The sequence below is a fragment of the Bacteroidota bacterium genome, assembly GCA_016718825.1.
GTDB lineage: Bacteria > Bacteroidota > Bacteroidia > J057 > JADKCL01 > JADKCL01.
In genome coordinates this window covers 60213-84288 of the sequence record JADKCL010000033.1, presented here as the reverse complement: position 1 = coordinate 84288, position 24076 = coordinate 60213, and the positions used below count along the sequence as shown (strand labels likewise).

Here is a 24076-nt window from a genome sequence, read left to right as displayed (position 1 = left end):
GGAAGGTTTGCATTCGTTTGATGCCATTATCTTTTGATTCGAACGATCACCTCTCTCCACAATGGCCAAAGCATCAATGCCAAGCCTGTGGTGATGCCAAGCCCAGAAACGAGGGTCATCAAAAAGCCAGGGAGTGAGGCTTGATGCATTTCTTGGAACATTTCTCCTGTGGCGGAATTCATCCATCGGCTGCGGATCAGTCCGGCGAGGAGGAGGCCAAGGAAGAAGAGTCCAAGGCTACCATGAAAAATCAAGAACCCCCATTTGCTCAAGGCCAATTGCGTCGTTTTCAGCTTTTGACCAAGAATGAGAAACAGCGAAGCCAACAACAACGGGGTATTGATGCCAATTGTGGTTCCCATGGCATGCGCAACGGTAATCTGCGTGCCGTGGGTATAATAATTGATTGCAGGGATGGAAATCAACAAGGCGATGGCGAGGTTAATGAATACCCAGACATTCGCGGAATACAGCAACTTGTAGGTCATCAAGTGCAAAAGTTTGGTCTCGGGAAGGAGGCTTTTTTTCCAGGTAAAAATGACCCGTGCGAGTAGCAGCCATTCGGTCATGCTGATGAGGTAGGAAACATGGCGCACCCAAGGCGCAGCGGGCACAATGTAGGTGTGATGGGCCCAACCAAACATCAGATTGGTGAGTCCAACGAAAAAAAGCGCAAAAGGAAGCGTGCCACGGACGGATTTGGAATCGGGCTTGATCTTGTTCATGACATAAATGCTAGTGCCATAAATGAGCATATTCCATGAACCGACAAGTGCGCCATTCGCCTTCCATTGCACCGTAATGTCGCGTACTATATGGTTGCGGAAATAGGGAAAAAGCCAAAGAAAACTTTCGCTGAATGTGAAGATGAAAAACACCACCCCTGTTGCCCACATCCAAAAATACACCGGCCATGGTTTGGTCCATTGGGCTACAGCGGTGAAATAATTGTAGGCAAACAGCAGCCAACCCAACAAAATTGGTGCTGAAAGCGGATAAACGAATTCCATGTATTCGCGTCCACCAAATATTCCGGCGATGTACAAACCCGCCGCAGTCAGACCGCAGCCGACAAACAATTCGAAGTGAAGCCATGGTCGCCAACGCACTGCTTTGATTGGCAATCCTTCTTGATGCAAATAAAAATAAATACCGCCAATGGCTGCGAGCAGGATCCAACTCGTGGCGAGTAGCGTATGCATGGGTCGAATTTTCTCAAATGAAAGCAAGGATTTGAACAACGCTGGAAATACATATTGAAATGCCCCTGTTAGCCCCATCAGCACGCATGCAAGCAGGCAAATCATGGATAAACCAATAAAATAGTAGGGATATTTGGGAGCTTTCATCGACAGGCAGATTTCTGGACAACTATTTCGTCGGCTTATAAGTCAAATGAGCCCCACCAATTCACTTTGGCCTGTGGTTCGGGGAAATTGCCGCTTTCATCCACCGTAGCGAGGAAGGCGATCAGGGCATCGAATTCGGATTCAGAGAGCTGGAAACGCGGCATGGTGCGTGGACCAGATTGCAACATGGCCTTCACCCATGGGGCACCCTTGCCTGGAATAGACATAAAATCAGTGAGATCCGGCCCCAAATACCCTCCCAAACCGTAAATCTGATGGCAAGCCTGACAATTGTGCTCCTGCCAAATCATTTTCCCACGTTGCGCCTCCTGGGTGACGAGTTTCCCCTTGGTCCCCTCCCCGGCCCCGGCCACGTAAACTGCCAAGCTGTAGCCAAAATAGAGGATTGCCAGCGTAAAGAAGGTGGCCCTACGCAGCCATTTCAGCTTTTGTTGAACTTCTGGGACATGCTTCATTCCATTCGACATTCGTTTCCTAGATAATGGCTGCAATCTTGGCAAGCCAACCTTTAGATTAAATGATTCACATCATATTTCATGCTAAAATCAAAAACAAAGACTTAGACTTGAAAATTAAAAAGCCAGCTCGGTTGGTGAGCAGGTGGATGAAACATAAAATGATGGCGCAACAAGGGTTATTTCCTTCACAACATACGTTCCACATCCCCGTAATGGGATTGGCATTTACAATTGATTCCCCCGTGAAAGTCGCGCGATTTGGCATTTCATCTGTGGTTTCGATTGTCGGCGACGGTTTGGTCGAAGACATGCGCAAGCATTATTCGGCGATGTATGACATTCGATTCGATCCCATCCTCGAAAAGGAGGTGGATTTCCGCGCAAGACGCATTACTGCCTACCTCAATTTGCTGCAACAGATCGTGCAATCACAAATAAAGATTTTGGCCCATGAAGCCTTCGACGAGGGCAACGAGATCTGCAAATACTTCGAATTGTTGCCTGAATCTGCGGAAGCTTCTCCGTTGTACCGCCGAATGAAAGGGCTTCCTGATGGGGTTGAAAAGTCCGAACTGCAGGCAGTTTTGCAACAATATTTGGTTCCCGGCGCGATTGACGTGAACATCATGACCAAAGTGGACAAGACCAATTACGCCGCATCCGGCGAGGTTTTGCCTGCGGAGGATGCAGACGCCATGGCAGCTTTGCGCGGTTTTGCATTAAGTACATTGCAATCTTCCGTCGTGTTTTCGGCGGGGATGAATCCAAGGTTGTATTCCTACTGCGAATCCTTTGCTGATTTTTTCCCGAATGCGGATGGACAATTGTCCAAAAAAATCATTCTCAAGGTCAGTGACTTTCGTTCGGCCATGATCCAAGGCAAATTCCTCGCCAAAAAGGGACTCTGGGTCTCCGAATTTCGCATAGAATCAGGTCTGAATTGCGGTGGCCATGCCTTCGCTAGCGAAGGATTCTTGCTTGCACCCATTCTTGAAGAATTTCATCAAAAGAAGGACGCGCTGACCGCAGAATTGTTGGAAATTTGCAACAATGCCTTGGTTTTGAAGCACCTGCATCCATTTCTGGTAAGTCCTGAGATCAAGCTTTCGGTGCAAGGCGGTATTGGCACCCACAACGAACACGAATTTCTTCGCGAGAATTTTGCCGTGGACAGCTGCGGATGGGGAAGCCCCTTCCTGCTTGTTCCCGAGGCGACTACGGTGGATGCTGATACGCTGCATCAACTTGAAACGGCCAAGCCACAAGACTATTATCTCAGCAATGCTTCGCCGCTCGGGGTTCCCTTCAACAATTTGCGCAACAGTTCGGCGGAAATGGAGCGCATTCAAAGGATCGACAAGGGTCGGCCCGGTAGTCCCTGCTACAACAAATACCTCAGTTTTGACACAGAATTCACCGAAAAGCCTATTTGTTTGGCCTCGCGCGAATACCAAAACCTCAAAATCAAACAGATTCTAGCGCTCGACATACCTTCTGAGGAAGCGAAGGCAAAAATTGAAGCTGTGACAGAAAAGGAATGTATCTGCAATGGCTTGGCGACACCTGCCTATCTGAACCATGAATTAAAACCACCGCATAAGCTAAAGTCCGTGAGTATTTGCCCGGGCCCCAACTTGGCGTACTTTTCCAAGACTTTTTCGCTACGCGAAATGGTTGATCATATTTATGGTCGCGAAAACCATCTCAATGAATTGCCTCGCCCCAATTTTTTTGTCAACGAGGCGGTGTTGTACCTAGATTACTTCAAGAAGGAGATCACAAAGAGTATTGGAAACCTGACCACCAAGCAGGCCAATTACCTGAAGAAGTTCAAGGAAAACCTGCTTGCAGGGATGGTTTATTGCAAAACCTTGGAGGAAAAAATGGTGCGTGAATCAAACGAATACCGGGCGGCGTTTCTCGCTGAAATCGCGCGGCTTGAGCAGCAGCTGACGGCGATTTCCTTGCCAGAACCTTTGTGAGTTTTGCGCCGAAGGCAAACGCGGGAATTTACACCGCCAACACTCCAATTATCTGATTCCGGAGGCGGCAAAGTCCGGCGACAATTTTCTATTCTGAACCAAGTCTGCCATTGCTTTTCCCATCAGAGGACTCAGTAAAATGCCGTGGCGGTACAAGCCATTGAGGTGATAGACTTCACGACCTTGTTCCTTGCCGATCATAGGAAGTCGATCCAAAGTCGCAGGACGCAATCCTGCACCGATCTCCAAAATATCTAAATCATACAATCCTGGCACGGCTGCATAACATTTCCGCGCGATGTTCAGGATCCCGCCAAAAGTATTCCGCGGTGCAAAACCCTTTTCATCCGAAGTTGTGCCGACGATGATACAATCCGGCTTGGGAACCACGTAGGCATTTCCATAAATTCGACTGCGAATGCGAATGGTGGTTCTCAGAAATGGCGACAAAGGCGGCGCAAGGCTGATCACTTCTCCCCGTATAGGATAAATCGGCATTGGTAACGGTATTGCCTCCCCTCCAAATGCACCCACGGTCATGACCACGCGGTCAAATTTCCACTCCCCAAACGTTGCAAGCAGCCTCAACTTACCTTTGGGTGCCTCAGAAAGGGCCAACATCGCATTGTGTTCGCAAATTTCAACGCCCATTTTGGGAAGGCGATCGAGCAGGATTTGGATCAACAGAAAATGATCGATTTGAATGTCGTCTGCCGAATAAATTCCAAAAGGAATGTTGGCAGCGACGAAAGGGTCAATTTCTTGAATCGCCTTGGCATCAACCCATTTGACGTTTAAACCTTGTTGTTGCTGGAATTCAAAGGAACGTCGCAAATAGGCCTCATCGTCTGCCTCCAAACCCACCTCAAGGGTTCCTGCACGAATCAATCCAATATCGCCTAAGTCCCATTCCAATTCATTGTACAATTCCCTACTTTCCATCCCGATGCGCAGCAAGCTCAATTCGGTAAATTCGAGTTCAGAAACTGGCGCAAGCATGCCTGCTGCAAACTTTGTGGTGCCGGATCCACAGGTATTTTTTTCGAAGAGGGTCACAGAAAACCCTGCTTTCGCCAAAAAATAAGCTGACATCAGGCCGGCCATTCCACCGCCGACAACGGCAACGGTCTCTAGTGTGGGTTGCTTTTTCATCTGAATTCGGAGTTTTGGGTAAACAAAATGGGACGCAGGCGGGCAATGCGCTGCTCCTCCACACGGACCTGCCGGCGGTGCGCAAAGTTTGTTGCCAAATAAATTGCAGCGCCAAATAGATTCCCGCGCAACCGCTTCAAAATGGAAACGCGGCTGTAAAACCGTTTTCGGGCATTGATTTTGCCCATTTGCAATTCGTAAGGCGACATATTGGTCGGCTGAAAAACGACGGTATTGTGGTCATAGTACCGCCAATCGGTGGTAATCAACCTTCCAGCCTTCTTCAAATCGAGATAGGTTTTGGTACCTGGATAAGGGGTCAAAATGTTGAAGGAAGCGGTACTCACTTGGTTGCGAATGAGAAAATCAACCGTTTCATCAAAGACTTTGTGGGTGTCGCTGTCAAACCCAAACACCATCGAGGCATGAATCAAGATTCCTGATTTTCGAATTTTAAAAAGTGCATTTTCGAGGTTCTCGATGTCTTTGATGGCCTTTTTCATCGTGCCCAATTGCGATTCGGAGACGCTTTCCAAACCAAAAAATAGTCCCTTGCATCCGCTTTCGGCCGCGAGTTGCATGAGTTCGTCGTCTCTCACAAGCAAAGAAACCGACGCTTGCCCGACCCAGTTGATTTTCAGAGGCTTGATGGCACGAAACAACTCCTTGGCATACTTGGCATGTCCAATGATATTGTCGTCCAAGAACATAAAATTGCGCGCTTTGGATTCATGGATGTCTCGCAAGACATTCTCAATCGAAGTATGGCGAATTTTAGTGCCATACAAATCTGAAACGCAGCAGAAATCGCATTTGTAGGGACAGCCGCGTGTGGTCATAATGGGCACGAGCTGAAAAAGGCGCTTCCCGATGATTTTCGTAAAATCCTTGCGCACATATTGATCCATATCGGGCTGCGGATCGTGGTAGGTAGGCTGCAGTCGTCCCTGCTGAAAATCGTCCAACAATAATCCCCACACGCCTTCTGCTTCACCAATCACCACTGAATCAGCATATTGCGCGGCTTCCTCTGGCAGAATGGTTGGATGCACTCCACCCATCACCACCGTTTTTCCTCGTCGCCGAAATTCGGTGGCAAGTTCGTAAGCCCGCGGCGCATTCGCAGTCATACAACTGAGCCCGACCAAGTCGCATTCAAATTCAAAATCAACATCTTGCACCTCCTCCTCAATCAGCGTTACCTGATGTTCCGCCGGCGTGAGTCCAGCCAAAATATGCAAGGACAACTGCGGCATCATTAATCCCTTGTTGGTTCGTTTGTCAGCATCAATCGTTGGCGAAATCAACAATATTCTCATCAGCATACCCACCTGAAACTTGATTCAAGCTCCGCCAATTAAGGCAGCATTGTCATCTAAATCCATGAGTATTGTCATGGTCAGCTTTGGTGTAAGCAGCAAGACTTAGTACCAGCCAAAACATGATTCACATCATACCTTTCTAAATACAAGGCTAGCACCTTTGCGAAAATTTGAACAACATGGACAAGAAACGGTCTTGGGCAGAGCCCTACAAAATCAAAATGGTAGAACCACTTACCATGACGACATCCGCCTACCGCAAAAAAGCGCTTGAGGAAGCAGGATTCAATACATTTTTGCTGAAGTCGGAGGATGTTTACATCGACTTGCTGACTGACAGTGGCACGTCGGCCATGAGTGATCGACAATGGGCAGGGATGATGATGGGCGATGAGGCGTATGCAGGCAGCCGAAATTATTATCACCTTGAAAAGACCATTCAAGACCGCTACTCCTACAAATATGTTGTGCCCACGCATCAGGGCCGCGCAGCCGAACATATCCTCTCCAAGTTGCTAATCAAGCCCGGAGATTTTGTGCCTGGGAACATGTATTTTACGACAACAAGATTGCATCAAGAACTGGCAGGCGGCACATTTGTAGATGTAATCGTCGATGCAGCGCATGATCCCGAAGATCCATTTCTGTTCAAAGGAAACATCGATTTGGAAAAACTCAGCCGCCTCATTGCTGAAAAAGGCGCAAATAAGATTCCTTATATCTGTGTCGCCACGACGGTAAACATGGCAGGCGGGCAACCGATTTCGATGGGAAATTTGAAAGCCCTGCGTCAACTTTGTTCGCAGCATGGCATACGCATTGTGCATGACATGACGCGTGTGGCTGAGAATGCGTACTTGATTCAGCAATTGGAAGAAGGATATGCCCAAAAATCCGTTGCTGCGATCGTCCATGAAATTTGTTCGCTGACAGACGCTGCGACGATGAGTGCCAAGAAGGATGCCTTGGTCAACATTGGCGGCTTTCTTGCGATGAATGATTACGAAATTTTTGAGGAAGCGCGCAACATGGTGGTCGTTTATGAGGGGCTGCATACCTACGGTGGTTTAGCGGGGCGTGACATGGAGGCGATGGCGATTGGCATCGAAGAATCCTTGCAAGACGACCACATCCGCGCGCGCGTGGGGCAGGTCTTTTACCTTGGACAAAAGTTACTTGATGCCGGCATTCCGATTGTGCGCCCCATTGGCACGCATGGCGTCTTTCTGAATGCGCGCAAATTCCTGCCGCATATTCCGCAGGACCAATTCCCGGCGCAGCGCCTTGCTGCCGAAATTTACCTGGATGCTGGCATCCGGTCGATGGAGCGTGGCATCGTGAGTGCCGGCCGCAATGCGCAAGGGGAAAACAATTTCCCAAAACTCGAATTGGTACGCCTGACCATCCCGCGGCGCGTTTACACGCAGGCACATATGGATGTGGTGGCGGAGTCCGTGCAAGCAGTCTATGAAAACCGTGACGCCATTGGTGGATTAAAAATGGTGTATGAACCAAAGTATTTGCGGTTTTTTCAGGCAAGGTTTGAGCCGGCGGATTGATTGGAGATATTGGTTCCTGGTGGAGATCGCGCAGGAAAGTACCTTTGTTTACGCAATATTTGTGTACCCACCAAATATGGGGCAATACCAATGTAGCACAAGAAGCGTCGCTGGCGCTCACACCGCGTTTTGGGTAGCGCCAACGATGCGGCCAATTTAGCCGCCAATTTTGATCATGCTCCGATTGCTGTGCATCGCACCTTCCAATTCGAAGGAAGTCATGCCTCCGCGTGCGGCTTTGCAATCTGCATTGGAATTTCATGGCCATTCGCCCATGCAAAATCGAGTTCATATTCGGAGATACAATAGGCGTTCTCAAGGATGGAAAGGAATAGCCCAGTATTATTCCCTGATCTCCCAGGTCAACGAGAGGTAATAAAATCCGCCGATTCTTGGACCGCCCAGCAGCGAGGAATACCCGCGATTGAGGAAGTTGGTGCCGCCCAATTTGGCTGTGATTCCCTGATTCGCAAAAACATAATTGACTTGCGCATCCAAGGTCCAGAAGGCGGGAACGGTCCCGCTGACGAGAAAGGAAACGTAGTCAAATGCAGTTTGGTAGCGGCCTGTGACACTTGCGCCGAGGTTTTTCCAGAGCTTTTCGCCGATGATTGTCGCATTTACCATCACGGCAGGCGTATTGAATCCATCCTCCAAGCCATCTTGATCGTCTGTCTTTTGGAGCTTGCAATAGCTAAAGTTGGCCAACGTGGAGAGATGGTCATTGATGCGGTAGCGCAATCCTAGGCCAGCACCATAATTGTAAATTTTGGACTTCGAATTTGTCCAAAGTCGGTAACGCGTCTGTTTGGATTTGACATTGAGGTAGGTGGGAATGGAATCAGGATCAGCGGTATTGGGCATGCTTGCCTCGACCTGCGCGATAAAATTGTCGTAGGTATTGTAATAAAAGTCCGCATCCATCAGCAACCGGTTTTGTACTGCAAATCCTTTGACACCAAATTCCAGCGAACGTACAAATTCGGGCTCCAAGTAGGTATAAGGATTGCGCTTCAACAATCCCTTGTTGGCCTCAATGGCCTGCGCCTGTGTCATTCCTTGCGCGTTCACATCTGCAATGACCTTTGCTTGGAAGAGATCAATGGAGGCTTTGGTCCAAGAATTTTCGAAGATCCCCTGGGACATCACGGGCAAGCCACCGACCCGCTTCACGCCACCGCTCACGACATTGGAAAAGCCTTCAAAAATGCTCGGAAACCGATAGCCACTTTGGTAGGATCCTCGGAAATTCAAGGCCGGAAACGGAGAATAAACAGCGGTAAACCTGGGATTTAACTTCCAAGAGAAATAATCTGCTTTGTCGGTGCGTAAGGTAGCGCCTAGTCGGAGTTTCGTCTTGAGGAGGTCTTTGTTGAGCTGCAGAAATCCACCCGATTTGCTGTACAGAAGGTTGCGGCTGCTGTCTTCGGGGTTGATAAAATAGTTGCCATCGGGCACAATTGCGTAGGTGCGGTGGTCAAATCCCATCATGGCTTGCGCACCCAAACTTTCAAACAACTGCGGAAACAAGACGTCCCAATTCAGCAATCCTTCGGCATGTATCAAGCGCGACTTCACACGCAGCGCTGCGCCCACATCCCAATTGTTAATGTTCACGAGTTCGGCCTTTTTGGTGTCGTAGGCATCCGTCCCGGGTTGATACCTGCCTGCGTCTGCGCCCACACGTGCCGCCTGATGGGCATCCGCCTCTGTGCTCCCGCCCAAACGCGCTATTTCAAAAGCAGTTGTATAATCCGCAAACCATTGATCATCTGTTTTGTAGGCGCGGTCCATATTTTCTGCCAAGGACCGCATATTGAAGGACTTTCCGGTATTCTCTGTAGTTAGATACGACCGAATTTGGACCACTTTGCCTTTGTATTCTGCAGCGAATTGTTGCAATCCATAATTTTGCAGGCGAAAGCGATTGGACCGTTGATAGACATTGTTGAGCAGGGCGCCTTTGTAGGTCAATGCTAGCTGATGTCCCTGTTTTGGACGCCAAAACAGGCCGGCGTCGCCTTTCAAGTTTTGCAGGTTATAATCGGCGATGTCCACCTCGCGGTATCCCGTTCTCGCGACCACGTACTTCTTGCCATCGAGGTTCAGCGTCCGGCGGTTGGAGGATTCGTTCCCATAGCCATTGACCTCGTCCCTCGCCGGATTGTCTGCGCCGATGAGGCCGGTAGAGGCATTGAGTGCTGCGGCCAAATCTCGTCGATCGTCTGCCACCCAGTCGTTTCCATTGGTAAAAGAGCCAGAAATCTTGAATGCCCACTTCGGATGAATCACCTGGGCATAGCGGAAATTGGTCTGCGCATAGCCCCTCGGTCCCACATTGTCCAATCCTCCGAGGTGATTGAGACCCGTCAATTGCTGAACACTCAGCCCTTGAAATTCGAAGGGGTTTTTGGTTTGGATGTTTGCGAGGCCGTTGATGGCATTCAAACCGTACAGGGCGGAGGCAGTGCCGGGAATGATTTCGATTTTGTCAATGTCAAGGTCATTGGCGCCGAGGGCGTTGGCGATCGGCGCGCCGATATGGGGAGCCTGATTGTCCAAACCATCGATCAGCTGACTGAACCTCACATTGGTTGTATTGGCGAATCCACGGGTATTGATCACTTTGAATCCTAGGCTCGGCGTAATCATTTGCACGCCTTTCAAGTTTTCAACGGCATCAAAACATGTGGGTGCCCCCATCAGGTGGGCGTCTTTTGCATCCAAGCGCTCGATGCTCACGGGCGAGCGCAAAAATGACTCGGAAGTCCTGGAGGCCGTGATCACGAGGCCATTCAGGTTGAAATTTTTGGTGCTGTCGCCAAGGACTGCGAGGCTGTCGTGCTGCACTTGTGCAAGAACGACTCCCCCATACATCTGCAACACGCAGAATAGAATGGCAACATGGTTCCACCTAGTTCCTGCAATTTTGATTGGCTTCCGTTTCATTGCTTCAATCTTTTCATCGTATCAAATGGTGCCACCGCTATTCCCGTGAATGAATAGCGATGAACAAAAAAATATCAAAAATCAAGGTATTTGGCCTCCTTGGCGATGAAGGCCCTGACTTTGTCCTCCAATTTATGAAAGGAATCAATCGCTTTCAAGCCAGCTTCGGTCACGATGGCCCCTCCCCCGCTTCTGCCGCCGATCTTCTTCTCGACCAATGGCGAATTGGAACGGGCATTCATCTCCTCCACCATTTGCCAGGCTTGGCGATAGGCCATTTTCATTTCCTTGGCTGCACTGGAAATGGAACCCGTCTTTCGGATCCGTTCGAGCAATTCCACCCGGCCGATGCCCAAAAGCTTGTCGCCGCCGGTGTAAAACCAGATCCGAAACGATACTTCGTATTTCTTTTGAGTCTCCATCGCTATTCATTCATGAACATAGCAATTAACAAAACAGTTTTCAAGAAACCATCACTCATCCGCCAATTTTGATCATGCTCCGATTAGTATGCATTGCCCCTTCCAATTCGAAGGAAGTCATGCCACCACGGGCAGCTTTTTTATCCCAAATCGAGGTTTGGATGAGGGAAACGATGTCTTCTCCCCTTCTCAGGGCGCCGAGCAGGTCGGTTTCCGTTTGCGAAAACAGGCAGTTCTTCAATTTGCCATCCGCCGTCAATCGAATGCGGTTGCAGCTGTCACAAAACGGATTCGTAACCGGACTGATCATGCCAAAAGTGCCCTGATAGCCAGCAATGCGGTAGTTGCGGGCGGTGTCATTGGGGCGGTCTGCAATGCGTTCCAATTGGTCAGCGTCAAATCGGGCTTGGATCGCCGCCATCATCTCCGCGGACGAAACCTTTTTGGCCCAGTTCCATTGGTTTCCGTCGAAGGGCATGAACTCGATGAAACGCACGTGCAAGGGAAAATCCTTGGTCCATTCGACGAAATCTACCACCTCCTGCTCATTGACCCCTTGCATGATCACCGCATTGACCTTGACATGGAAATCATTTTTGAGCAGGAGGTGAATATTGTCCATAATCTGTGGAAAGTAGTCCCTCCGCGATATTTTGGCTTGTTTTTCAGCATCGAGCGAGTCCAAACTCACGTTGATGGACTTCATTCCCGAAGCCAAAAAGTCCTCCAAATATTGGTGAACCAAAATTCCGTTAGTGGTAATCCCGAGATCCACGGGATGCGCACTAAGTGCCCGCAAAATCGTTCCTGCATCTTTGCGGACCAATGGTTCGCCACCCGTCAACCGAATTTTTTTCACGCCGAGCTGCACAAAGGTATCCGCAATATGTAGCAATTCTTCCGTGGTCATAAACTCATCGCGGGGCCGCTTCTCGATTCCCTCCTCTGGCATGCAATAAAAGCAGCGCAGGTTGCAGCGCTCCGTCAAAGAAATGCGGAGGTAATCGTGGACGCGGCCAAATTGGTCTCGGAGTTCCATGACAAGTGAATTAGAGTTTGGCCTCGATGGCAGCGAGTTCCTCAAGCGAAAGGAGGCGTTGCGCGAGCGGGAAAAGCGTGTGGTCTTCGCGGAAAATGTGGAGTTTGATCAATTCGACCAATTCCAGGCCATTGTTGACCGCGACATCCATCACCAACAACTGCGAACGCGGGTCACGCAGACGAACGCCGAGTCCTAAGAAGTTAAAGCAGAGGGCAGCCAACTGAATAAATTTCACATGGTCGTCTTCGAACAAATCCACTGCCGTAGTTTTGGGCTCACCTTTGCTATGCTCACCAGAAGCAATCAGGCGCTCATGCATGATCGGGAAAAGATATTTCTCTTCGCGGCGATTGTGGGCAAGGAATTCGTCTTCAAAATAGCTGAAGAAGGTCGTAAAGGCATCGTTGAGACCTTCATTGAGCTGGAATTGGTTGTCCCGGAAAGCGATCATGGCCGCTTCGAATGCCGTCACCATTTTCATGCCTTCCTCATGTTCGTGCACCAACGCCTGAAGCGGCGTGGAGAGGTCTTCCATTTTAAAATCCTTGAGGTCGCCCGTCAATTCGTAGGCTTCCGGCGGATCCATCGGTGAATATTCCTCGTCTTCCAAGCCCTTTTCCACGTTGCGTTTGACGGGATCGGACTTGGCCAATTGCGCCTGCGTCTTCTTGTCGAGACCGTCGAGGCGTTTTCCTGTTACTGTGTCTATAATTTTCATTGCTTTGAATTGAGTTCAGAGTTGTTTTTGAATGGATCAGCATCGTGCCGAATTCGAGGAGAGTTGAAAGTGGAGAGTTGAGAGTTGATTTTCTTTATCATTCTCCACTTTCCACTCTCCACCACAGCCGTAGCAAGTGACATCACGCAGGCAATTCCATTTTGGTTTCCCAAGTTTTGTCGGATGCATCTTCCTGCATGCTCAGCTGAAGATATTTATTGTCTCCTTCGGATACAAGCTTGCGTGCCTTTACATGAGAGGGCAGATGGGCCGGGCCTTCGACCTGCGAAGAAACCGGGTCGCCGATCCTCGGCAGAAATGGATACAGCAGCGTAATCCGCTCATCCTCCTCCTCTACCAGTTCCAATGCGGCCTCAAACAGGCATTCTTCAAATTTCTCCGCGAGGATTTCATCGTTGACGTCGTCCTTGGCTTTTTCGGTGAGGTGGTCAAGCCATTCCCCAAATTTTTTGACCGATTGCCGTTGCGTTTCCACTTGGATATATTGCGGAAATGGCGAACGGATGTGGTCGTTGTCAGCGAACCAGAACCTGAGCGCTTGGCGTACAAGTTCACTTTTTGCGAGGTCGATGTTGGCCTTGGCAATCATACGTGTTGCATTTGCGTCAATTTGGATTCCAGGATAATCGCCTTGGGGAAAAGGATATTGTTTTCCAAGTGAACGTGTACGTGAAGGTCTTTTTCGTAGGCGTCGAGCAATTGATAGACCTGCCAATAACTCATGCAGGCACCTTCAGGCAAAGTGAAATTGTTGGCAAGCGTTCTAATCTGATCCAAGCCACCGCCGGCAGATTCGTGCTCCATTTCCATCATGTTGATGGGATTGGCGACGGAACCAAAGGGTGGTGTTTGATAGACAGCCTCTCCGCGATCTACCAAGGCAAGGCGCTTGATCGCAGGAAAAAGGATCAGCTCCTCTTTCTTCATGTGTTGCGCCAATTCGCCAGCGACTGCCTGGAAAATCGAATTCATCTCGTACAATTCAGGGTGCTCAGGGCCATGCCTTTTGCTCACTTTGTCGAGCAATCGCAAAATTTCGGGCGTTTGTTCGGCAACGAAAGCATGATGCTTGCCCACGATATGGTCAGCAAGGCGATCCAAGGCCCAATTTTGCGGATCTTCAAGGGTGTCGGGGGCTTCGGCGGCAATGGCAGCTTCGACCAAAGCCTGTTCCACATCAGACAATTGCAATTTGCGCTTGTTGCATGCGACTTCAAGCGTCAGCTTGCCACCGCAACAAAAATCGATACCAAACTTCGTGAAGACACGCATTGCATTCGGGTTGGCAAGCACGATTTCGCCTACTTTTTGCTGTGAGAGTTCTTGGGGATTTTTCATTTTGTATTTGCTTTTAGCGCTTCATTTTTCCGGACCTCCGTCATACAATACGTTTGACATTGTCCTTCGGAAACAAAACTAGCGGCAATAGAATCTATTTTATATGATACACATCATTTTTACGAACAATATCTATCAGAAATTTCGGTGAGACAATTTCAAAAGATGCATATCGGGTACTTCACCATTTCAAAATGCTCGACCCGCCTGCGGCGGGTCGTTACGATGTTGGAAACCTTTTTCTAATCGGGTAGGAGGAAGCAAAGGCGTATGCCCTTGCTCCCGCCCCCCCACACCACCTGGCATACGTTTTCTCGTACCAAGGCGGTTTCCATCCGCTTTTCGCTTTCACACGGTATTCGAGGGAGTGCAAACCTTGTGCAAGGAACGATTTGGTGTTCAATCACTTTTGCAATGCTTCAAGGTTGATCACCATCCAATCACACAGTTCGGCTACTTCCATGCCGTCCACCACACCACTCCCCATCTTGCGCTCCACTTGGGGCATTGCCTAGTTCGGGTTTGCAACATCTGCGATCCGTTCTGTGATGCCTGCGGCAAGGGCGTGCTGTTCATTCAATCGCGAAGACAATGCATCCCTGCTCGGTTGGCGATAGCCGATTGAGCCTGCCGGTTTCCAGGCTTAGGTTTGCATCGGCCAGAAAGGAGCCGATCATTAAATCTCCCAAGTTCTATGCCGCCTTCCCGAAATTGCAGAATAGGAAATTCTGAATGGTATTAAACGGCGTGAAATGGTCCTCATGTGTGCATCGAATCTTCCTGAACCCCGAGGCTAGGACTAGGGCAAGCTCGTCTTCGGAGTATTGCTTGACAGGCAATCCACTGCATCGCTCAGGCCCATTTTCGCTGAACGTACCAATCGTGAGGTAGCCACTGACGGCAATCGCCGCCTTTGCCACGTATGCTTCGACTTGTTGCGGAGTGGTGAGGAAATGGAAGGTAGCGCGGTCATGCCAAAGGTCGTAGCTCCTTTCCGGCACGAAATCCTCGATGTCGGCGACGACCCATGTCACGCCGTTGGCGCGGGCCCCAAGCCTAGATTTTGCTCTTGCAATCGCCGACTCGGATATGTCCAGTACAGTCAAGTCGGTGAATCCCATTTCAAGCAGGCAATCGACCAAGCGACTGTCCCCACCCCCAATGTCAATAATGCTTGCTGTGGTCGGCAGTCCCACCTCGCTGATGAACCGTAGGGAGGTCTCAGGTCGCTCCTGTGTCCAACTCACCTCGTGGAGCTGCTTTTTAGCGTACACCTCTTCCCAGTGTGCATGACGATCTTCCATAAGTTCTATTTTCGTTTCAGTTCTTTGCAAAGCAATAGATTTCAGTTCGAATTTATTGAAACAAACATCAGGCAAGCAAAATACTGCGCATATTCACGCATCTTATTAAAAACATTTTCCACAATGGCTACATCAAGCCCGCTTCGCCCTTCCTCGAATTGAATTTTTCCTTGATCCTATCGACGACGTAATAGGCCATTGGAACTAAAAAAACCGTCAAAATCAAAGATGAAAGCAAGCCGCCAATGATGACCCACGCAAGGCCATTTTTCCATTCGCTTGCTGTGCCTGACCCTAGTGCAATCGGTAGCATGCCAATCACCATGGAGAGCGTCGTCATTAAAATCGGACGCATGCGACCTTTGCCAGCGATGATCAGCGCCTCTTTGTAATGCTTGCCTTGTGCCTTGAGCTGATTGGTAAAATCGACAATGAGGATTGCGTTCTTTACAACCAACCCCATGAGCATGATCAAGCCAAGCAAGGCAAACAAACTCAAGTTGCTCATCGACAGGTTCAATGCAAAGAATGCGCCGATTGCTGCCACGGGAATCGAGAATAAGACGACAAAAGGATAGATGAAACTATCGTACAATGCCACCATGATCAGGTAGATCAAAACAAACGAGAGCAGCAAAACCATGCCCAGTGCGCCAAAACTGTCATTTTGCCGTTTGATGTCGCTGCCCCATGTCATCTCTATTCCGGCAGGCAATGGATTACTTTTGAGATAGGTAACTACCTCCCCTGCAACGGTTCCCGAGGGCCTACCCAAGGCATCCGCCGTGAGTGTGACTGCGGCTTGCCGATCTTTGCGTTCCAACAGCGATGGGCTGTTGCTTTGCTCGACGACTGCAAATTGACCAACCTCCACTGCCAAGCCCATTGGGTTGATGATGGTAAATTGCTGCACATCGTCATAATTTTGCCGATCAAAACCATTGAGCCATATCCGCACGGGAAACTCAGTCCCGTTTTCAGTCAACGAAGCGTCGTCGTTTCCGGTAAATGCGCTACGCAAATTGAGGCCCACATAAGCGGTCGAAAGGCCTAAGCGCTGCATTTTATCCTTGTCGGGAATGACCTTGTATTCGGGACTCCCCTCCTCGACCGATAGTCGCACATTGTCTGCTCCTTTGATCTTTTCCAAGGCGTCTTTGAGTTTCGCCCCTGTTTGCATCACCAAGTCCAGGTCGCTACCACTAAGGGTCAGCTCGATTGGGGCGGTGCGCGGAATCAGCCCAAGCGTGGCCATCGAATAATTGATCCCTGGAAAGCCATTTCGCAAGTCGTCACGCAGTTTTTTCATGAACTCTTCCGTGGGCTGCTTCTTGCGCTTGTCCACAGGCTTGAGTTGAATGGTAAACTCGGTCTTGTTGGGTGAACCAACCCCGAGGCTTCCGATCCCCGTGCTTGGACCGCCCACGTTGCTGAATACTGTGGCGATCTCGGGCTGTTGTAACAAGTAACTTTCAATCTTTTGGGCTACGCGGTCATTTTGCTGAATCGAAGTCGATTTGTCAAACTCGAGATTCAATCGAAATTTTCCTTGGTCACCCGTTGAGATCAGCTCTTGACCGATGATGCCTTGCTTCATGATGCCCAATGTCATCGCAAAGAGCAGCAGGACAATCCCCGTGAAGACCAATTTATGCCGGAGGACCCATTCCAAACGTCTTCCATACCATTCGATAAAACTTTCCAATAAATGCTCAAAACCAAGCAAAAACCGGTTGAAGATATTGATGGGCTTCAAGTCCTCCTTCTTGCCAATTCTTGAGGCCATCCAAGGCGTGAGCGTAAAACCCACCAACAAACTTGTGAGGGTGGATGTCACCACAACCACACTGAATTGTTTGAGCATATCGGCCACAAATACCTGCAAAAACAAGATGGGAATGAATACCACGACGTCCACCAAGGTGATCGACAAGGCAGAAAAGCCAATTTCCTGCCTGCCGTCCGCAGCCGCCAACCGCTTTTCCTTTCCCATGTCCAAGTGCCTTTGAATGTTTTCCAGCACCACCGTGGCATCGTCCACCAAAATCCCGATGATCAATGACATCGCCAGCAAAGTCATTAAGTTGAGCGTGTAGCCCAACAACCACATGACTGCGAATGCCGTGACCAATGAGGTCGGAATCGCCACCAACACAATCAAGGAGTTTCTGAAACTGCGCAAAAAGAGGAGCATGACCAGCGAAACCAACAACACCGCCAATATGAGGTCAAAAATGACGGAATCGACGGCCGCAATCGTATTGTCGGTGCTGTCATCGGCGATGATAAAGTTGACCCCTGCGCTGGCATTCTCACGAGAAATGGCAAGGAATTTCTCTCGAATCAAGGTAGAAACAGCAACGGCGTTGGCATCTCCTTGCTTTTTGATCATGAGACCAATGCCGTTTTTCCCGTTGTACCTGCTGATGGAACTGGTCTCTTTAGTGCCATCTACGACCGTTGCGACATCCTTTACATAGATGGGGCTACCCTGCAAGGGCATCGCAATCTGAACATTTTCAATGGCGGCAAGTGTTAAAAATTTCCCCGTGAGCCGCACCGAATTGCTTTCCTCGGCCGATTGCACCTTCCCTGCGGGGAGGTCAAGTCCGGAACGGTTGATGGATTCGATGACCTGCGTCAAGGACACTTTGTAGAGCTTCAGTTTCTCTTGATCGACGCGCACCTGAATTTCACGTTCTTCCCCACCGAGGATGGTGATTTCGGCAACGCCTTTGAGTTGCTGAATCTGTGGAAGGTACTCGTCTTGCATTTTTTGGTAAAACTCCTTGCCCGGCAAATTGCTACTGGCGCTTACCGACATGATCGGCAAGTCGTTGGGCGAAACCTTGCTCATGACGGGACTCAAAATATCCTGCGGCAAGTCCTTCCTGATGTTGTCGATGTACCGCTGGGCGTCCTGCATTGCCTTGTCCAGGTCAGTCCCATATTTCAAGTTTGCAATGATCACGGAAGCATTGGGGAGTGATTTGGTGACGAGGTAGTCCACGCCTTCGAGGTTGGAAAGTGCATCCTCGATCTTGCGCGAAACAGATGTTTCGACTTCTCCGGGCTCTGCCCCTGGATAGACCGTCTTGATGACCACCACAGGCTGGTTGAAGTCTGGCATCAACTCGTATCCCAAGTTGCTGTAGCCAATGAATCCCAACAATGTCAGCACGCTGAAAAGCACGATGATCAAAGAGGGCCGCTTGATAGAAATTTCGGTGATATTCATAGCAAAGTGGTTTTATTTGACGATCACATTGGCGCTGTCAAAAAGATTGATCAATCCATTGGTGACGAAAACATCGCCTATCTTGAGACCACCGTCGATGATTGCCTTGTTTTCATTCCTTCTCCCGACTGTGATAGGCTGCAGGAAAACCTTCCCGTTTTTGACGATGTAAACCTTGCGGTTGCCTTCGGTACCCAACATGGCCGAAGTCGGAATTGCAATCACTTCCTCCGTATTTGGCGTGGTTGCTGCTACTTTTCCAAACATCCCCGCTTTGATTTTCAGGTCAGGTGTATTCTGAAGGGTGAATTGTACGGGGAAACTGCTTCCAACATTGGCCTTGCTTCCGATCATGGTGGCTTTGGCGCGCAACTCCAAGGTCGGGTAAGCATCGGCAACGATGGAATATGGGTTGCCAACGGTGAATTGTCCCAAATCCCCTTCGGGAACGTTGACTGTAAATCTCAGCGTAGCAATTTCCGTGATTTGCAAGAGTGGCTGCCCGGGCGCGGCAAAACCGCCCACTTCATTCAGCTTGGCGGTGACCACGCCGGCAAACGGAGCTTTCACCGTTGTTTTGCTGATTTGCTCGATTAAACTTGCCCGTTGCACCTTTGCGGTTGAAAGTCCAAGTTGCGCCTTTTCAAGCTGCACACCTTGAATTGCATCGGCCTCTGCCAGGATTGCAAATCGCGCAACATCCACTTCCAGACCTTTGATTTGAAGTTCTACTGTTTGCAATTGGTACTGCAGCAAAGCATTGTCCAATTGCACCAATGATTGACCCTTGTGCACTAGACTGCCTACGTCTACAAGTATGTTGTTGATTTTCCCTTGGACATCAGCACTGAGTTTGGTCTCCTTGTTGGCTTCGAAAGTGCCTGTGAAGGACAGTTCATCGTCGATTGCGCCCAAGCGTACAGTATCTGCCGAGACATTGAGGGCTTGGCTTTTGTCAAATTGGTAGACCTTTTCTTCCGTTTTGGCTTTGTTGCTCTTCAACTTGACCACCACGACGATGATGAGTGCCAAGGGCAACACGATGTAGAGGATTTTCTTGAGGATGGAGGTGCGCTTTTTCATTTTCAATTCGCTTTTTGAGTGGAGATGTTCCCTGTCAATTTTTTCAATTCCAAGTCTGCCTTGAGGTATTCAACCACAGCGGCCAGGTAACCTTGCTGTGATTCCCGCAAGGCATTGTCAGCCAACAAGATTTCTGTCAGCGTTGCCAACCCTTGCTTTTGTTGCAGGACCGTTTGCGCATAAATGGTTTGGCTCAATTGGATTTGTAAGGCAAAAGTCTCGATGGATCGTTGTGTGGCCTGTCTTTGCGCTTTTGCATTGGCGATCTGCATCGCATTTTGATCCATCAAGTAGGCGACTTGTAGATCCGCATTTTCCAGCTCGATTCTTTTTTGATCGATTTTGCGCTGTGTCACAGTTCCATTGAACAGAGGATAGGACGCCTGGATCCCTACAAAACCAATCGGATAAAGTTTGAAAAAGGCATTTGGCTGCTTGTCATATCCATATCCCGTTGTTCCAAGGGTCCCAAAAAAGGACAGAGACGGTAGCTTGGAGTTGCGCAACGTCACCAGGTCTCTGGTAAGCATCCGATACTGCATCTCAGCCAACTGAATATCGATGGTTGAACTTTTATTGTATTCCGCATTGTTGGTGTAAACGATGCGGTGGTCAATTTCAATTGTGTGGTCGGGCGGTAGCCCCATTACAAACTTAAGGGCATTGAGTATTTGTAGGTATTTGCTCTCAAGCAAGGCCCTTTGCGTTGCCAATTGGGCGGCTTGCAATTGAAGTTTGCTCACGTCTGTACCTTTGGCCATCAGCTGATCTTGAAGCAGTTGCAGGTTCTTTGCGAGTTTTTGTACATTGACCAAGTTGCTGTCTGCAAAGACCATTTGATGGTGCAAAATCACGGCATTATAGTACAGATTGGATACTTCGAAAACGATCTGCTCCTCTGACTTCCGGTATTGCAGGGTCGTGAAATCCGCAGCGACCTTGCTTGTCTCGATTGCACCGTACAATTGCGGATTGTAGATCGGGAGAGTCAATTGCAAGTTTGCATTGGCGTTGTGCGGCACACCAAATTGAGCCTCCTTAAATTGGCCTTCTGGCCCACCAAATATTGACAATGGCAATAGTTGGTAAGGGATATTGGTGAAGTATTTGTAGTCTGCGTTGGCGGTCAATTTGGGAATGAGATTGGCCTTGGCTTCTCGCTGCTTCGCAGTGACCATTTCCAAATTGTTCCTCCCCATTTGAAGATTTTTGTTGGCCACAAGTGCTGTGTCGATGCACTGCTCCATTGACCACATCTGCGCACTTGCCACTTGGAAGGCAAGCAAGCTCAACAGAAGCGCCAGTACATGTTTGTGAATACTTACTAACTTCATGGCATAAATTTTTTTATTGAATAAGGAGGAGCTGACTGCGTTCGAGTCCCTTGACCCAATGCTTTACATTGGCTTCGATCTCTACATAATCTCCCGGTAGCAGTGTTACATGCATCCCGTTTTCATTTTCAAAGACGACCTTGCCTGTGATCAACACAAGTAGGGCAAGCGCAGGCGTTTGATGTGATTTCAAATGGCCCTCTGCCAATATTTGCATGGCGATGACCTTGCCGGAAGTCGCGGCAAACAACATTTTGGTACTGACTTCCTTATCTGGTGAATGGAGTTCTTGGACGTTCATTGTTTTCAATTTTGAATTCTTTTGCCCCAAGGATGGTTATGGGCATTTTCGGTGCAAACAAGTATCGAAATTGATACATTTAGAGACAGCAGAAGCATTTTCATCTTGCCATCCTATTCTACCCAAACTACGACATTTTGAATGTCTCATTGTGGTACCCAAGTCACTGTATTCGATGATTGTGATCATGTTCCTACGTTTTGGACTGCACCCAAGGACCTTAGCCTATAACCTTAACAATCAATTGTTTGTGCCCAACTGGTCTCATTCAAAATACTCATCAAATTCTTTAATCGAATTTTGGACCAACTGGAACGTATAGTTGGCGGTTTCCTGATCGGTCGCATTCGAGAATTGTCCTACCAAATCGATGAAGGGCAATAGCCATTTGTGCAATTCTTCGTGTGCCGCGCCCTGCATTGTGCAGCTTGCAATTAATTGGTCGTTGCCTTTCGTAAGCTTGTCCGCGAGCAATTTGTAATCGCCCGCTGTTTCCGTAGCAAATTTGGCAATGTCGGTTTTCATCTGCTGCACATGGACCATCATTTCAGGATTGACCTTCCATTTTACCCCATTGTCCAAGGACAATTTGTTGGTTGATTCCGTGTGTGCATGTTGGCCATCCTCATGCGTTGCATCGGTTTCTGTCTGGGTGGCTCCTGCCTCCGTTTTAGCGTTTTCACTGGGTTGCTTTTCACAACTGTAAATCAGCACGCTCATCAGCATTAATAACACAAGTGAATTTTTCATATTTTTCATTCAACTTTACGTGTACGAGAAATAAGGAAATAGGAACTCAAAGTAAAAAGCAAGGTCAAGGAAGTCCTGAATATCATCGCGCCGATCGTTTTGGTCTCATACAGACCACCGGCATTCACATGAAACATCAATGCTAGGAAAGCTACCAAAAGGATGGCCGTGGCATATGCAAGCAATTTCGTCGCCCATTGCCGGGATTTGATGATCCCCACTGCCGCGATCAAGTAGCCTAGGCTCGCGAGAAAATTTGCAGCTACGACAAACAAAACATAGTTTCCTTCCTTGGCTCTGATCCCAAACAGGTCAAAGATTACTGAGGTACTGAGAAACAACGTCAGCAGTCCAAATACTGAAAGCACAGCCACAAGGATGTATTTGAGGACATTTTTCATTTTCTATTGGCATGTATCAATACGAGGATGGATTCTACCAAGGCATCACCCGTCGTGACGATATCAAATTGAAATTGGGATGTACGCCATTTGAACATGTGGAGCCGGAACGCCCCCATGACTATATGCCTAATGTGATCGGCTTCCACGGTAGTGGTGAAGACTCCCTCCTTCTGACCGGTGACGATGAGGGGCAAAAGGTGCTTGGTTTTCATCTGCATGATATTCAAAATGGATTCATTGATGGCATGGCTTTGCTCCAAAAGGCCATCTGAAAATACAGCGACGAGAAAATGGGGAGCATCCTTGAAAAACTGAAATTGGTCATGAAACAAAGCCGTCAACTTGGCTTCTGCACCTTCCACACCTTCAAGGACACTTCTAAGCCGGTCATCCATCGTCTGTGCAAGGTAATCGAGCATTGCGATGATAATGGCCTCCTTGCTTTTAAAATGGCGGTAGATGGCACTTTCCGTAAACTTCATTTCGGAAGCCAGATTTTTGATTGTCAAGCCAGCAACCCCCGACCTTGTCAACAATCGGCCCGCAGCAGTGATAATTTCAAATTGCCTTTCGTTCATGATTTTCGTTGTTTTTTAACTTCCTCCGCTTCCTTCCTTATGGTCAACCCTCCGGTTACGCCGTCTGCACCTTCATTCTCCAAAAGGAGATTCCAAGCCAAATCACGGAGGCTGTCATCGTGATCGCGCCGACCAACACCAAAATCGGGGGCAATCCAAAATAGACCTCCGACAAGATTCCCAATGGCATCAACAAACCAGACAAGGCGAGCCAAGAGATCACCTTTATGTTGTGTAACTTGTCCTTGAAATGTAGCAGCAAGTAACCCATCAGGATATTCAAAAAGGCAAAAAGGTTGCCGTGGACGTGTGCAAGCCGTGTTTCAAAATGCTTGCCGATCGAATAACTGTTCACCCACTCCTCTTTTCCTGGCGCAAAATCGCGAAGATAAATCAGTAAAAAGCCATACGCCATGAAAAATCCCATGGTCAAGAACCCGATTGCAATGTTGTTTTTACCGTTCATCAGTGTTCAAATAAGAGTAAGTGAATAATCACTTACAAAACAAAGACACTTCTGGAAACAAAGCAAGCCCAAGCATCAGATAGGTTTGTGACTTTTGTCACACAGGTCATGGTGCGTGTCGGGAGATTTTGCGAGCATCTGATTTGAACATTCGAAAAAAGTGGCGCGTGGTCGATGTCAAAAAAGTTGGGTGAACGAGGATATTTTTCGAGATGAATTGCTGCCAATGAACCGCTGAACGATTCAACCACTACATTATCCTAAAAGTCGAGGGAAGTCAGTTTG

General features: G+C 48.7%; 21 protein-coding genes. 2 read left to right on the top strand and 19 right to left on the bottom strand.

What is annotated here, in order from left to right:
• Positions 1-26: 26 nt before the first annotated feature.
• Positions 27-1349 (bottom strand): cbb3-type cytochrome c oxidase subunit I, encoded by a 1323-nt coding sequence (locus tag IPN95_24520; GenBank protein ID MBK9452532.1) that lies wholly within the window; start codon positions 1347-1349, stop codon positions 27-29.
• A 35-nt stretch (positions 1350-1384) separates the two neighbouring features.
• Positions 1385-1837 carry a cytochrome c gene (locus IPN95_24515; GenBank protein MBK9452531.1) on the bottom strand — a complete coding sequence of 151 codons (453 nt, stop codon included), beginning with the start codon at positions 1835-1837 and terminating at the stop codon, positions 1385-1387.
• A 152-nt stretch (positions 1838-1989) separates the two neighbouring features.
• Here IPN95_24515 and IPN95_24510 point away from each other — a divergent pair, with 152 nt between their 5' ends.
• The gene (locus IPN95_24510; GenBank protein ID MBK9452530.1) at positions 1990-3810 is read left to right on the top strand and encodes a hypothetical protein; all 1821 of its coding nucleotides are present in this window, start codon (positions 1990-1992) and stop codon (positions 3808-3810) included.
• A 48-nt stretch (positions 3811-3858) separates the two neighbouring features.
• On the opposite strand, the gene thiO is transcribed toward IPN95_24510, so the two are convergent.
• Positions 3859-4962, bottom strand: a complete 1104-nt coding sequence (gene thiO, locus IPN95_24505; protein MBK9452529.1) for a glycine oxidase ThiO — start codon at positions 4960-4962, stop codon at positions 3859-3861.
• A complete protein-coding gene (locus tag IPN95_24500; GenBank protein ID MBK9452528.1) occupies positions 4959-6281 on the bottom strand; it encodes a B12-binding domain-containing radical SAM protein in 1323 nt (440 codons plus the stop codon). Before IPN95_24500 ends, thiO begins: the two co-directional genes overlap by 4 nt.
• A 182-nt stretch (positions 6282-6463) precedes the next feature.
• Between IPN95_24500 and IPN95_24495 the strand changes: the two genes are divergently transcribed.
• A complete protein-coding gene (locus IPN95_24495) occupies positions 6464-7843 on the top strand; it encodes a tyrosine phenol-lyase (protein ID MBK9452527.1) in 1380 nt (459 codons plus the stop codon).
• 342 nt (positions 7844-8185) lie between these two features.
• Here IPN95_24495 and IPN95_24490 read toward each other — a convergent pair whose 3' ends face one another.
• The 15 genes from IPN95_24490 to IPN95_24420 form a co-directional block, all read right to left on the bottom strand.
• Complete coding sequence (locus tag IPN95_24490) at positions 8186-10720, bottom strand: TonB-dependent receptor (GenBank protein ID MBK9452526.1); 2535 nt, start codon at positions 10718-10720, stop codon at positions 8186-8188.
• 146 nt (positions 10721-10866) lie between these two features.
• Entirely contained in the window at positions 10867-11214 is a 348-nt protein-coding gene (locus tag IPN95_24485) for a LysR family transcriptional regulator (protein MBK9452525.1), read from the bottom strand.
• A gap of 55 nt (positions 11215-11269) precedes the next feature.
• Positions 11270-12253 carry a GTP 3',8-cyclase MoaA gene (moaA, locus tag IPN95_24480; protein ID MBK9452524.1) on the bottom strand — a complete coding sequence of 328 codons (984 nt, stop codon included), beginning with the start codon at positions 12251-12253 and terminating at the stop codon, positions 11270-11272.
• A gap of 10 nt (positions 12254-12263) precedes the next feature.
• Positions 12264-12974, bottom strand: coding sequence for a hemerythrin domain-containing protein (locus tag IPN95_24475; protein MBK9452523.1), 711 nt, complete (start codon positions 12972-12974; stop codon positions 12264-12266).
• Positions 12975-13116: 142 nt separating this feature from the next.
• Positions 13117-13584, bottom strand: coding sequence for a hypothetical protein (locus IPN95_24470; GenBank protein MBK9452522.1), 468 nt, complete (start codon positions 13582-13584; stop codon positions 13117-13119).
• A complete protein-coding gene (gene ric, locus IPN95_24465) occupies positions 13581-14333 on the bottom strand; it encodes an iron-sulfur cluster repair di-iron protein (GenBank protein MBK9452521.1) in 753 nt (250 codons plus the stop codon). Before ric ends, IPN95_24470 begins: the two co-directional genes overlap by 4 nt.
• A 692-nt stretch (positions 14334-15025) precedes the next feature.
• Positions 15026-15637 carry a methyltransferase domain-containing protein gene (locus IPN95_24460; protein MBK9452520.1) on the bottom strand — a complete coding sequence of 204 codons (612 nt, stop codon included), beginning with the start codon at positions 15635-15637 and terminating at the stop codon, positions 15026-15028.
• 127 nt (positions 15638-15764) lie between these two features.
• Positions 15765-18875, bottom strand: coding sequence for an efflux RND transporter permease subunit (locus tag IPN95_24455; protein MBK9452519.1), 3111 nt, complete (start codon positions 18873-18875; stop codon positions 15765-15767).
• A 12-nt stretch (positions 18876-18887) separates the two neighbouring features.
• Positions 18888-19958, bottom strand: a complete 1071-nt coding sequence (locus IPN95_24450; GenBank protein ID MBK9452518.1) for an efflux RND transporter periplasmic adaptor subunit — start codon at positions 19956-19958, stop codon at positions 18888-18890.
• A 2-nt stretch (positions 19959-19960) separates the two neighbouring features.
• Positions 19961-21292: a TolC family protein gene (locus IPN95_24445; protein ID MBK9452517.1), complete on the bottom strand. Its 1332-nt coding sequence runs from the start codon at positions 21290-21292 to the stop codon at positions 19961-19963.
• A gap of 13 nt (positions 21293-21305) precedes the next feature.
• Complete coding sequence (locus tag IPN95_24440) at positions 21306-21593, bottom strand: hypothetical protein (protein ID MBK9452516.1); 288 nt, start codon at positions 21591-21593, stop codon at positions 21306-21308.
• Positions 21594-21857: 264 nt separating this feature from the next.
• Positions 21858-22343: a hypothetical protein gene (locus IPN95_24435; GenBank protein ID MBK9452515.1), complete on the bottom strand. Its 486-nt coding sequence runs from the start codon at positions 22341-22343 to the stop codon at positions 21858-21860.
• 5 nt (positions 22344-22348) lie between these two features.
• Entirely contained in the window at positions 22349-22744 is a 396-nt protein-coding gene (locus IPN95_24430; GenBank protein MBK9452514.1) for a hypothetical protein, read from the bottom strand.
• Positions 22741-23325 carry a TetR/AcrR family transcriptional regulator gene (locus IPN95_24425; protein MBK9452513.1) on the bottom strand — a complete coding sequence of 195 codons (585 nt, stop codon included), beginning with the start codon at positions 23323-23325 and terminating at the stop codon, positions 22741-22743. The genes IPN95_24430 and IPN95_24425 overlap by 4 nt, the downstream gene beginning before the upstream one ends.
• 55 nt (positions 23326-23380) lie before the next feature.
• A complete protein-coding gene (locus tag IPN95_24420) occupies positions 23381-23791 on the bottom strand; it encodes a hypothetical protein (GenBank protein MBK9452512.1) in 411 nt (136 codons plus the stop codon).
• Positions 23792-24076: the final 285 nt, after the last annotated feature.